Source organism: Serratia sp. M24T3 (assembly GCF_000257645.1).
Classification (GTDB): Bacteria; Pseudomonadota; Gammaproteobacteria; order Enterobacterales; family Enterobacteriaceae; genus Rouxiella.
The window spans coordinates 108273-120490 of record NZ_AJHJ01000005.1 but is presented as its reverse complement, the minus strand read 5'-3'; the positions used below and the strand labels follow the sequence as shown (position 1 = coordinate 120490).

The following is a 12218-nucleotide window of genomic DNA, read 5'->3' as shown; positions in this document are numbered from 1 at the left end:
TAATGAACAACAAATTAATGCATTACGCGCCTTTAAGCTGCCTGGCGTTGCTGCTGGCGGGCTGTAGCGTTGGCCCAGACTATCACGGTGCCCCGCCCCTTCCGGTAAGCGCCAAATTTGCCCGTCTGCCAAATACTGGCGTCAGCACCGGGCAGGTTCAATCGCACTGGTGGCTGGCTTTCAATGACGATCGCCTTAATCAGTTGATTACGAAAGCGATGGAGCACAACCCCGACCTGGATATCGCTCGTGCTCGTTTACTGGAATCCCGGGCCTCTCTGGCCGGTGACCGTGCGCAGCAGCTGCCAAAACTGGATGCCAGCGGCGCTCTGGTCCGCGCCAAATTGCCGGACAGCGCCGGATTGTCGACGGATAACCCAATAAATCTTTACAGTAGCGGCCTGGACGCCAGCTGGGAGCTGGATTTATTTGGCCAGCAGCGACGCACCACGGAGGCGGGACAGGCACAGCAACAGGCGAGCGAGGCCAGCCTGGCAGACACTCAGGTGGCCATAGCCGCAGAGGTTGCAAATAATTATTTGCAGCTCTGCGGTGCTCAGGAAAAGCTAGCCAATCTGCAACAAAACCTCGAGCTTCAGCAGCAGATGCTCACCTTGACACGCCAGCGTCAAGCTCGTGGTGCGTCAAACGATAGCGATGTGAATCGACTCGAAACTCAATTCGAAAACAGTCAGGCGGAAATTCCTAATCAACGGGCTGAAATCAATGGCTATAAAGACCAGTTGGCATTTTTATCCGGCTTAACGCCGGGCAGTCTGGATAAGCTATTGTCAGGAGCCGTTCAGCTGCCTGCACAACCTGAAAAGGTCGATGTAGGCGATCCGCTGGATTTACTGCGCCGTCGCCCAGATGTCCGCAATGCTGAGCGGAAACTGGCAGCCAGTACTGCAACGGTGGGCGAACACGTAGCCGACCTTTATCCTAAAGTCACCCTGCGCGGGATCCTTGGATTCAGCAGTGACAGCAGCAGTCAGGTATTCGATCACGCCAATCAGTCGTGGTTGCTGATCCCGATGTTACAGTGGAATATTCTCGATTTTGGGCGCATTCGTTCACAAATCAACGTCGCCAAGGCGCAGCGCGATGAAGCGGAAGCTCAGTGGCATAAAACCGTGCTGGATGCGTTGCGCGATGCCAATAGCTCACTGTCACGCTACGGCGAACAGCGGCAAACCTTGGCTAACTATCTTAACGTTGAACAAACGGCAGGCAGGGACCAGAAGTTGATGCAACAGCGCTATGGCGCAGGGGTTGCCAGCCTGATTGATGTGCTGGATACGCAGCGCACCGAGCTGACTGCCAGTCAAAACAGGATCCAGTCACAGACCGATCTGGCGCTGGATTATGTCGCATTACAGAAAAGTTTGGGTCTCGGCTGGCAGTCTTGAGACACTGAAATAGGCATCAGGGTAAAACACTAGTTTTACCCTGATTGTACAAAATTTTCCGCTAATTCAGTGAGCATGCTGAAAATAAACAATTTTGTCAGCAAATGCGTTAGCCATTGAAATCCATCAATAAGAATTTTAAAGTAGCCGCATTACCACATTATTTTCAGTGAATTACTCATGACTACTGGCCAAATGCTAATCCCGGTTGCCGTAATTTTGGCGTGTGCGGGATATTTCCTGCCTTTCTTGATTGCCGATCATAAAAAACATAAAAACTTACCGGCCATTTTCGGGCTGAATCTGGTTCTTGGCTGGACAGTCATTGGTTGGATTGCTGCACTTTTCTGGGCTGTTTCCTACAATCCGCAACCCTCTCCTGCCTGTTCCGAAGAGTCCTGAGAACTCTCTTAGTCGTCAACCCATCAAGATTCACAAACTCCCCTGCCTAGAGGATGAGTAAGCCAAAATCAGGGGTGATTTTTTTATTTTCAAGTTCTTTCACCACAAAGGTTTGGTAAGAATAAGAAGGTGATTCTTTAATATTTTTGACCCACACCAGCTTATATCGAGACGTGGGTATTTTCGGGCCGAAAACATCGCCGATTGCATTAACCAGCACCGTCGATTTATATATCACGTGGCAAATATCTATTGCTTGCTCAAAAAGTTTCGCCCCTCCAGCTATAACCAGCTCTAATCGCTCCTCATGCTGAGCTATTTGTATCGCCTCTTCCAACGATGAGACTCTGCGAACATTAGTATCTTTTAGTGGATTGGAACTTAAAACGATAATGTCTTTTTGAGGGATAGAGCAAGGTAGGATTTCATAGGTCTGGCGGCCCACGACAACGAGTTTGTTATTGGTGACGGCCTTGAAACGCTCCTGCTCACCTTTAACATGCCAGGGAATACTATTTTTCAGGCCGAGAACATTGTCTTGTGATGTAGCGTAAATCATTGAAATTAAAGTCATAAAAAGTCTCTTAAAGTTTATTTATTTTTAGCCTTACTCCCCCGGCCTGTATAAGTACGGCTTTCCAATGCTGCACTTTGTTTTTTGTTGTTCGTGGATACTGCTTTAGATAAATAGGGTGATTTACACCGCCTCCCAATAACGGGCCAGATAAATAGGCTCATAATTATCAAATTATAGTTAATAGTTAAAATTGGGATTGAAAATTTAATGTAAAATCAGAAAAATAGGAATGTATGATAATAAGATAAACTCGGCGCGTTTGGCGAGGAATACGAATCAGGATATTGAAATTAATAGAATAATTATTTAACTAGCTTTGGGGAACAGTGAGATCCATCCGAGGGGGATACTATTGAAATATATTTATTATCAATTAATTACTATAACTTGGCTGCTATTTATCGAGCCAAAGCACAATGTTAATAATAACTAAATAAATAAACTCCATTTAGTTATTATTAACATAATTATCACTTAACATTGATGATTTGTTATTGAAAATAATTTAACTCATTGATTTTTATTTACTTATCACAATGAAATTAGATTCGTCGTGCTTGCCAATACGTTTTACGCCAATAAGCGTTATCCAGAGAAGAGCGGATCACACCGCGAGAAGTCGAAGCATGGATAAACTCATCCCCACTGTCGTAGATACCGACATGCAGGCCATTTTCACCGGCACCCGTTTTGAAGAACACTAAATCTCCAGGTAATAACTCCTTGCGGGAAACTCGGGTACCAATTTCAGTCTGTTCAGCGGTTGAGCGAGGAAGAATAACGCCAAATCTGTCGCGGAAGGTGCGGAAGACAAAGCCAGAGCAGTCTATACCGCTGCGTGCCAAGCCACCGTAGCGATAAGGCGTGCCGTGCCATTCACTAAGCTGATAGTTTAGCTGTGCCTTAACAACACGGGAATCTGACAAGTTTCCGCTTGGCATCGGTGCATGGCTACTACAACCGCTGAGGATCAATGTTGTTAATACCAACAGAGAATAAAAAAATCTGGAGTATTTTTGCATTACTTTCGTTCCCTGGCTGACATCCTGAAATGTTCCCGCGTGCGCAAAACTCGCCGGATAGGATAACTTGCCGTTATCTAAGGATTAAAAGAATCTAGCGCTATTTTATCTGCCATCCAACAAAAATCGACTGGGTTTACGAAAGAAAATTGAAAGTTAATAATAAAAACGGCAAGCGCAGCGGCTATTTTATCGCCGCTTTTCCCGACTTACTGTTGATAAGCCACACGCCCAAAAGGATCGACAAAGCACCTAAAGACTTCAATGGAAGCATGTTTTCGTGGAACCACGGTAACCACACAGCGGCGAGATAAACCACTGCATAGCTCAGGCTTAGCAGACTGTAGGCACGATTCAACGGCAGTTCACGTAAGGCGAAAAACCAGCACACCATCGACAGTGCATAACCGGCAATGCCACAACAGACGATGAATACCGCTACTAAATGGTTCATTATTAAAGAGTAAAGCAGGGCATCCAGTGAAAGCGTCGGCATTTGACTCATGCCCCATTTCATCAGCAGCTGCGCCGCGCTAACCAGCATTAGGCTAGCAACCCCCCAGGCATAGCCCTTCAACGGCTAATTCCCATTAATAGTATTCCTAACATGATAAACCCTACGCCCAGCCAATGGCGGCGATCGATAAACTCATCAAAAAACCAGCGCGCGCTAAAGGTGATTAACACAAAATTCACGCTGAGCATGGGATAGGCAATACTCAGAGGTAAAATTTGCAATACGCGCAGCCAGAGCAGCAGCCCACAGCCCATAAAAAACACGGCTGCTATCATCCAGCGTAAAATCGACCCCAGATTACCAGCAACCTGGTGTGCGCCTGCCTGCGCGGCTTTTTTTTGGCAAAGTTGCCCCGCGCAGGTCAGAATGCTGACTATCAGCACCAATAAGTAACCCATCATGGCAGTTTTTTATAGAACAGTAATATCAGGCGTTTTCCCCTGACCTGGTTGTCCGGCGCTGGGAGATCGGCAAAGCTTTGTGCATCGTTTCTGACTTTCAATACCATTGAGACATCGCCTTGCTGACGGGCGTTGCTCAACCATTTGGCGAACCCTTGGGTATTGATAAAACGCCCCTCGGCATCGGGATAGTCAAGCCCGTATTCGAGCTCGCCTTTTTCATCAAACATCATAATATCGCTGCGTTTTAGTTCCCAGCCCAATCCGGCGGCAATACCCACATCATCGCTGAGCACAAATCGACTTTGTTTCAACAGCGAAAAGTTTTGCTGAATAAATTCCTGCGGTTGTTTTGAATCGATGATTTTTTGCGGAATCGCCTGTCCGACCAAAAGTGCCAAGACCAGCGGACACGCAGCGGACCAATACCAGCGACGCGGCAGAGTCAGGCTTAATGCTCCCGCCAGTGCCCAGGCGGCGAAACAGACGATAGCAATCAGGACCTTATACAATTCATTCTGGGCAAAAACCGGTTTGAGATGAGTAGGCAAAATACCGGAAATCACCACCAATGCGATCACCACCAGCGATCCAAAAATGATATTGATTACGCCATTTATTTTAAGCGCGCGCGGGTTGGCTGACTGACGCACCTGCTCGAAATAATCAGCCATCAGCAATGCCAATGGTGCGAAGCATGGCAAAATATAAGTTGGCAGTTTTCCCTTGGCAATACTAAAGAAAATCAGCGGCATAATGGCCCAGCTTAGCAGGAAGAACAGCTCTGGTCGCAGTGCCCTTTTCTTCCATCCGGCAACCAATGAACCTGGCAATAATCCCAGCCACGGCAACACGCCCAGACACAATACCGGTATGTAAAACCAAAAAGGCGCGCTGTGTTGCGCATTTTTTTCAGCAAAGCGCTGAATATGCTCAACCCAGAAGAAGTAGCGCCAAAAGTCAGGTTCCCGCTCGCCGATGGCAATCACCCATGGCAGGCTCAGCAACAATGCGCTGACAATTGCCAATGGCCCCCAGCCTAGCAGGGTCTTGAAACGCTTCTCTTGCCAGACTATCGGCAAAACGGCAATCACGGGTACGGCGAGCGCGAGAAAACCTTTGGTCATGAAACCCATGCCGCAGGCAAGGCCCAGCGCAATCCAGCTCAAGGCTTTCTGACGATTTCCACTGACTCGCAAACAAAAATAAGAGCACAGCATTGCAGCATTCACCCACAGCGTAATCATCGGATCGAGAACGCTGTAGGTGCCGATACTGAATACTAGGGTGCATGAAAGGTAAATCAGCACGGCCGTATAGGACTTTTGGCGGTTACGCCACATCAGGTTAGCCAGCCACAGCACCAGCAGTGCGCTCATAGCGGTAGAAAATACGGATCCAAATCGCACTGCGAAGTTTGAATGACCAAATATCATCTGGCTAATATTGTTGATCCAATAACCTGCATCCGGTTTTTCGAAATATCTTAAACCTAAAAAATGTGGAACTATCCAGTCTCCGCGTTGCAGCATTTCACGACTGATTTCTGCATAGCGAGTCTCATCGGGCATCCATAACGCACGTAAATTTAACGGTATTAGATAAACCAGTGCAAAAAACACCAGCAGCATAAAGCCGCAGGCGCGTTTAATGGTGTTTTGCATTTAATTCAATCCCATTTCCTGACAACCCAACCACCCTTCCCTACCGGGGAACGGCGCACGGACAACTCGCCCCACGGGCAGCGTTTGCTGATCGGCGGGCAGTAAGCTTCCCAGCGGGCAAAACTCAATGCCCGCTTTTGCCGCGCGCGTCAGTAATTCATCAAACATGGCGGACAGTGACATACCTTCCACTTCGGCATGTATGGTGTAAACCGACAGATCGTTATCCTGGGCTATGGCATCAAGAATAAAATCGTTAAAACCTTCCACCTTAACCTCGGTGCCAATAACCTCGTCGTAGGTCGGCAAGGTCACCGGTATTTGCACTGTGCCAAGCTGACCGCTGCTGAGCAGAGGACGAAAGATTGCCACCCCGCGGCAGTCGCTGTTGTAGCGGAAATTGAATTTCTCTTTAACATCGATGACGCGCTGATCGCCGCGCCAGCCTGCAACAGCAGAACAATCAATCGGGCGACCAATACTGTTTTCCAGCGCCACTAACCCTTTGCGCACCTGCTGTTCGAGCTGTTCAGGGGTCCATTTTTCAACTTTCGCCTGCCAGCCCTGATGATCCCAGGCATGCAAACCGATTTCGTGTCCGGCATCGGCGGTTTTTCTCATCAGCGGGCCGAAATCTTTAGCGATTATCTTGCCTGGCCACGCCGTGCCGGCCACCAGAATATCCAGCCCATACAGTGAAGCAGCGTTGGATCGCAGCATTTTCCATAGAAATTTGGGACGCAAAAGGCGCCATAAATGGCGCCCCATGTTGTCCGGCCCAACGCTGAAAAAGAAACTGCCCTTGATTTGGTGTTTATCCAAAAGTCTTAACAACTCGGGGACACCCTTGCGGGTGCCACTCCAGGTATCGACATCAATTCTCAAGCCTACTTTTTTCATTCCGCTCAAGGCATTATCCTTTGTTAGCAGGCAATTCTACCGAGCGCAGGAAGAAGTCCAGAGTCGCATCAATGGTCTTGTCCATTTTCACTTCCGGTGTCCAGTTCAGCAGCTTGCGGGCATTTTTGATGCTCGGCGTACGGTGAGCAACGTCTTGATAGCCTTTACCGTAATAGCTGCTGCTTTCGATGAGCTTCATACCGGCAAACGGTGGGAACTGGTCGCGTAGCGGATGTGCATCAAAGCTCTTGAGCAGCATTTCTGCCAGCTCGCGAATGCTTGCCTCGTTGGTTGGATTACCGATATTGATAATCTCGCCATCGCAAAGATTGTCACGGTTTTCAATGATGCGGAACAGCGCTTCGATCCCATCGTTGATATCGGTAAAGCAGCGTTTCTGCTCTCCGCCGTCAATCAACTTGATCGGCGAACCTTCAACCAGGTTGAGGATCAGCTGGGTAATGGCACGAGAACTGCCGACGCGCGCAGCATCAAGGTTGTCCAGACGCGGGCCCATCCAGTTAAACGGACGGAATAACGTGAAACGCAGCCCTTCTTTGGCACCATAGGCCCAAATAACGCGGTCAAGCAGCTGCTTGGAAACTGAATAGATCCAACGCTGTTTGTTGATAGGGCCGACGATCAGATTTGAAGTATCTTCATCAAACTCTTTGTCATCACACATGCCGTAAACTTCAGAGGTTGAAGGGAAAATAATGCGTTTTTTGTATTTCACGCAATCGCGAACGATTTTAAGATTCTCTTCAAAATCCAGCTCGAACACGCGCAGCGGATTGCGGGTGTATTCGATAGGCGTGGCGATAGCCACCAGCGGCAACACAACGTCACATTTTTTGATGTGATACTCGATCCACTCGGAGTGAATACTGATATCGCCTTCAACAAAGTGGAAATTCGGGTTATCCATAAAACGGCTGATCGCGTCAGAACTGATATCCAGACCGTAGATTTCGTATTTACCGTCGCGAAGCAGTCGCTCGCTGAGATGATTACCGATAAAGCCGTTAACCCCGAGGATCAGCACGCGTGTCCGGCGTTTTAAAGCCGCGTTTGGTCGACCAGTCAGGCGGACATCAGGCATAATTCCCATTTCCAGCGCCAGACGCGTACCGTGAACATACAGACCAGATTCGTTCTGACCGGCAACAATTTCCAGCGCGCCTTCACCGCAGGCGATCACTAGCGGCTCTGCTGAGATAACTGTACCAGGCTGTTTATCGTGCTGTTTATCAACAACGTTTGCACGCCAGACGGTCATTTTTCGCTGGCCGAGATAGGTGAATGCCCCAGGATAAGGCTCAGTCACGGCACGGATCAGGTTATTGATCTCGGTGGCAGATTTATGCCAGTGGATCTCGCCGTCAGCGGCGGTGCGACGACCAAAGTAGCTAGCCTGCGACTCATCCTGCGGCGTCAGAGTGATTTCACCCTTCTTCATAACAGGCAGATAATGTTGCAACAGTGCCTGAGCGGCATCGCGTACTTTGCCATGCAGCGTTAGCGCGGTGTCTTGTGGGGTGATGCTGACCACCTGCTGACCCACAATATCGCCGGCATCTGGGCGTTTCACCATCTTGTGCAACGTCACGCCGGTTTCGGTTTCGCCGTTAAGCAGCGCCCAGTTAACCGGCGCACGGCCACGATAGCGTGGCAAAAGCGAGCCGTGCAGGTTAAATCCGCCGTTTGGTGCCAGTGAAAGGATCTCTTCACTCAGCATGTTGCGATAGTAGAACGAGAAAATAACGTCTGGCTGCAGTTCGCGGATACGGCTTACCCACAGCGGGTGGTTAACATCTTCCGGGGCATACACCGGCAAATTCAATTCGGCACCAGTACGGGCGACCGAGGCAAAGAAATTATTTTCGTCAGGAGAGTCGGTATGGGTAAATACGGCCTGCACATCATAACCCGCCTCAACCAGAGCCTTCAGGCCAACACAACCAATGTCATGGTAAGCAAAAACAATCGCTTTCATTATTTAATTTCCTGATCTTTATCGTTATCTACGGCTATGGCGCCGATGACTTTTTGAACGAAATAACGCGGGCGTGCACGCACGTCGGTATAGATGCGGCCGATGTATTCACCCAGCAGCCCCATGCCGACAAATTGCGCACCGATAAACATAAACAGCAGAGCGAACAGCGTAAATACGCCTTCCGCAGCCCATTCAGGGCCAAGTATCAAGCGCATAAGAATCAATACCAGCGCCAGTAAAAAGCCGAACAGAGCAATAAAACTGCCCACCACGCTGAGCATACGCAGCGGAGTGGTGGTCAAACAGGTGATCAGATCAAACATCAGGTTGATGAGTTTCATCAGACTGTATTTTGAGTCACCAAACTCGCGTTCTGCGTGCAAAACTGGAATTTCAGCAGTCTTGCGCGCAAACGTATTGGCGAGGATAGGAATAAAGGTGCTGCGCTCGTGACAGTTGAGCATCGCCTGAACAATGTGTCGGCGGTAGGCACGCAGCATGCAGCCGTAGTCCCCCATCGACTTGCCGGTAGCGCGCTGAATCATCATGTTGATGATTTTCGAGGCATTTTTACGGAACCAGGAATCCTGACGATTCGAGCGTACAGTACCCACGACGTCATAACCTTCCTGAGCTTTGGCAACCAGGCGCGGGATCTCTTCCGGCGGGTTTTGTAAATCAGCATCCAGAGTAATCACCAGATCGCCACTGACCTGATTGAAGCCGGCCATGATCGCCGAATGTTGGCCATAGTTTCGGTTTAGCAATACGGCAACGACGCAGTTTTCTGGCTGCTCGGCGGCCTGTGTAAGCAGCTCTGCCGAGTTGTCGGTACTGCCGTCATCAATCAGCACGATTTCGAAAGGCATGGTCAGTTGGCGGCAGGCGGCAATCGTGCGTGACAGCAGAACAGGCAGGCTCTCTTCTTCATTGAATACGGGAATAACCACTGAAACTTTATTTATTTCTTCAAACTGAGCCACTACTGCTTCTCCACCAGGGATTTAAGCGCATCGACTACACGGTCAACATCGCTGTCCTGCATATCAGGGAACATAGGTAAACTGCACAGGCGCGCGGTATTCCACTCACTGTGGGGTAATGAGAGGTCTGGATAACGCTCGCGATAGTATTTTTGCGTATGGGCAGCACGGAAATGCAGGCCGGTGCCGATCCCCAGCTCTTTCAAACGTTCCATCAGCGTGTCGCGGTTAAGCCCACAGCGCTCTTCATCTACGCGGATCATAAACAGATGCCAAGTATGCAAATGCGGGTAATTCGGCACATGCATAGGCAGGAACGGCGTGCCTTCCAGTTTTTCAAGATAAAGCCGGGCCAGAGCTGCACGGCGGGCATTCATTGCCGCCAGACGTTTCAGCTGCACCACGGCAATCGAGGCGTGAATATCTGAGAGGTTATATTTGAAGCCTGGTTCAATCACTTCCGCCTGCGGACGACGGCCCTGCACTTGCCTGTCGAAAGCATCAACCGCCAGACCGTGGAATTTCAGCGCGCGAACCTTGGCAGCCAGCGCGTCGTCATCGGTTGCGATTAATCCACCTTCTGCACAGGTCATGTTTTTAATGGCGTGGAATGAAAAAATGGCGGTGCCCTGTGCGCCAATCCAGCGATCGCGGTATTGAGTGCCTGCCGCATGGGCAGCGTCTTCAATAACCGTAATATTGTGGCGATTTGCCACGGCGTAGATTGGGTCGAGATCTAACGAAGCGCCAGCATAATGCACCGGAATAATGGCTTTGGTTTTTGGCGTAATCGCTGCTTCGATGGTTTCGGCACTGACCATGAGAGTATTTGGGTCGACGTCGATCATTACTGGCTCGGCGCCGAGCAGGACAATCATGTTCAGCGTGGAGACCCAGGTTTGCGAAGGAGTAATGACTTCGTCGCCGGGTCCAATGTCTAGCGCCAGCAGCGTGACATGCATTCCACCGGTTGCCGAACTGACCGCTATTGCGTGTTTACAGCCAAATGCCGCAGAAAAATCCTGTTCGAGCTGATGGGTTTGCGGACCGGTGGTAATCCAGCCTGATCTTAGAACTTGTTCAACGGCGTTGATTTCTTCATCACCCATTGATGGGCGGGAAAACGGCAAAAAATTTTCCATGGAGCATATCCTGTAATTTAAGGACCGCAAAAGGGCATTAGTTGAGCCAAACTGTATATGTTAGTTATTTAACAACGAGTAAACGTATAGAAGAAAAGTTGTCTCAATTATCCTTGTTTAATCTTAATTTAACATTAAGGAAATTCAAGTATTTGACAAGTAAAAACAAGTGTTTGTTGGCAATTAAAAGATTGCGATTTTACATCGAAAAATGAGGTGAAAAACATCTCTGACTCCCTTCCTTTTGGAGAATCTAGAACAGTATCTAAAAAAAATTCATAAAGGAATATAAATCTTGTATTAATATCAATGAGCAATGATTTGCTCACAAAGTAAAAATTTATTTGTTCTTAATAAGGCTTAAATTAAACGGTCATAATCCACGACCTGCCTTCAAAATGATGCAATTTAAAAAAAACGCCATAATTAAGAGATAACGGTTCAGGCTGCATAACCTCGGCTGTCAGGCCATTGGCTATCACTTCTCCCTGTGAAAGCATCCACACTCGACAGGCATGCTGCAGGGTGTGATTAAGATCATGATCGCTAATAATAGCTATCCCCCCTTCACTACAAAACTCGTTAATAATCAAATCCAATGCCTGCTGATGTGCAATATCCAGACTGTTGGCAGGCTCATCCAGCAGTAGCAGGCAGCCCTGAGGATTCACCGATGGCCAGACCTGTAACAGTGTTGCAACAAGCCTCACTCGCTGCCATTCACCACCGGAAAGCTGAGTTATTTTGTGTGCGAGTTTGTCATTGAGATGCAGCAGATTACAGAGTTGGGTTAATGTTTTATCCACTGCTTCCGCGCTGCTGCCTGCTATTTGGTGCAAAGATAAATATTGATATACTGGCATGGCCGACAGCGGTAAATATTGCTGGCATAAATAACTACGGTAACGAGAAAGCTCCCTGCCTGATAATTCAGTAATCCTGTTTCCGGCAATAACAACCTCACCTTCCGCTTTTAGCATTCCGGCAATCGCGGCTAACAGGCTGCTCTTTCCTGCGCCATTTGGGCCAATAATATGTACTCGGTCTCCACGTTTGACCTTTGCGCTAAAGGGTAATAAGCGTGAAATCACAGCAAGATGATTTATTTCCAGCATGTTTTAACCATCATAATCAGATCTGACAGAAATTGAGCAGTCTCGGAATTACCGGGCGGCAGGAACCCGCCCATTTCATTACTCAGA

12 protein-coding genes are annotated in these 12218 nt (G+C 48.6%); 2 read left to right on the top strand and 10 right to left on the bottom strand.

Annotated elements, in window-relative coordinates:
* The first annotated feature begins 2 nt into the window (after window positions 1-2).
* Window positions 3-1409, top strand: coding sequence for an efflux transporter outer membrane subunit (locus SPM24T3_RS06340; RefSeq protein WP_009635896.1), 1407 nt, complete (start codon window positions 3-5; stop codon window positions 1407-1409).
* A gap of 180 nt (window positions 1410-1589) precedes the next feature.
* A complete protein-coding gene (locus tag SPM24T3_RS06335; RefSeq protein ID WP_009635895.1) occupies window positions 1590-1811 on the top strand; it encodes a superinfection immunity protein in 222 nt (73 codons plus the stop codon).
* Window positions 1812-1857: 46 nt separating this feature from the next.
* Here SPM24T3_RS06335 and SPM24T3_RS24270 read toward each other — a convergent pair whose 3' ends face one another.
* The 10 genes from SPM24T3_RS24270 to btuD all read right to left on the bottom strand — a co-directional run bounded on the left by SPM24T3_RS24270 (window position 1858) and on the right by btuD (window position 12131).
* On the bottom strand, window positions 1858-2385 hold the full coding sequence (locus tag SPM24T3_RS24270; protein ID WP_009635894.1) for a dihydrofolate reductase: 528 nt from the start codon (window positions 2383-2385) through the stop codon (window positions 1858-1860).
* Between the two features lie 545 nt (window positions 2386-2930).
* The gene (locus tag SPM24T3_RS06325) at window positions 2931-3410 is read right to left on the bottom strand and encodes an NlpC/P60 family protein (protein WP_009635893.1); all 480 of its coding nucleotides are present in this window, start codon (window positions 3408-3410) and stop codon (window positions 2931-2933) included.
* 184 nt (window positions 3411-3594) lie between these two features.
* Window positions 3595-3987, bottom strand: coding sequence for a 4-amino-4-deoxy-L-arabinose-phosphoundecaprenol flippase subunit ArnF (gene arnF, locus SPM24T3_RS06320; protein ID WP_009635892.1), 393 nt, complete (start codon window positions 3985-3987; stop codon window positions 3595-3597).
* Entirely contained in the window at window positions 3984-4328 is a 345-nt protein-coding gene (arnE, locus tag SPM24T3_RS06315) for a 4-amino-4-deoxy-L-arabinose-phosphoundecaprenol flippase subunit ArnE (protein ID WP_037377756.1), read from the bottom strand. The genes arnF and arnE overlap by 4 nt, the downstream gene beginning before the upstream one ends.
* Window positions 4325-5992, bottom strand: coding sequence for a lipid IV(A) 4-amino-4-deoxy-L-arabinosyltransferase (gene arnT / locus SPM24T3_RS06310; protein WP_009635890.1), 1668 nt, complete (start codon window positions 5990-5992; stop codon window positions 4325-4327). The genes arnE and arnT overlap by 4 nt, the downstream gene beginning before the upstream one ends.
* A complete protein-coding gene (arnD, locus tag SPM24T3_RS06305; protein WP_009635889.1) occupies window positions 5993-6892 on the bottom strand; it encodes a 4-deoxy-4-formamido-L-arabinose-phosphoundecaprenol deformylase in 900 nt (299 codons plus the stop codon).
* A gap of 13 nt (window positions 6893-6905) precedes the next feature.
* Window positions 6906-8888, bottom strand: a complete 1983-nt coding sequence (gene arnA / locus SPM24T3_RS06300) for a bifunctional UDP-4-amino-4-deoxy-L-arabinose formyltransferase/UDP-glucuronic acid oxidase ArnA (RefSeq protein ID WP_009635888.1) — start codon at window positions 8886-8888, stop codon at window positions 6906-6908.
* Window positions 8888-9874 carry an undecaprenyl-phosphate 4-deoxy-4-formamido-L-arabinose transferase gene (arnC, locus tag SPM24T3_RS06295; RefSeq protein ID WP_009635887.1) on the bottom strand — a complete coding sequence of 329 codons (987 nt, stop codon included), beginning with the start codon at window positions 9872-9874 and terminating at the stop codon, window positions 8888-8890. The genes arnA and arnC overlap by 1 nt, the downstream gene beginning before the upstream one ends.
* Window positions 9874-11016, bottom strand: a complete 1143-nt coding sequence (gene arnB, locus SPM24T3_RS06290) for a UDP-4-amino-4-deoxy-L-arabinose aminotransferase (RefSeq protein ID WP_009635886.1) — start codon at window positions 11014-11016, stop codon at window positions 9874-9876. Before arnB ends, arnC begins: the two co-directional genes overlap by 1 nt.
* 365 nt (window positions 11017-11381) lie before the next feature.
* Window positions 11382-12131 (bottom strand): vitamin B12 ABC transporter ATP-binding protein BtuD, encoded by a 750-nt coding sequence (btuD, locus tag SPM24T3_RS06285; RefSeq protein ID WP_009635885.1) that lies wholly within the window; start codon window positions 12129-12131, stop codon window positions 11382-11384.
* Window positions 12132-12218 lie beyond the last annotated feature (87 nt).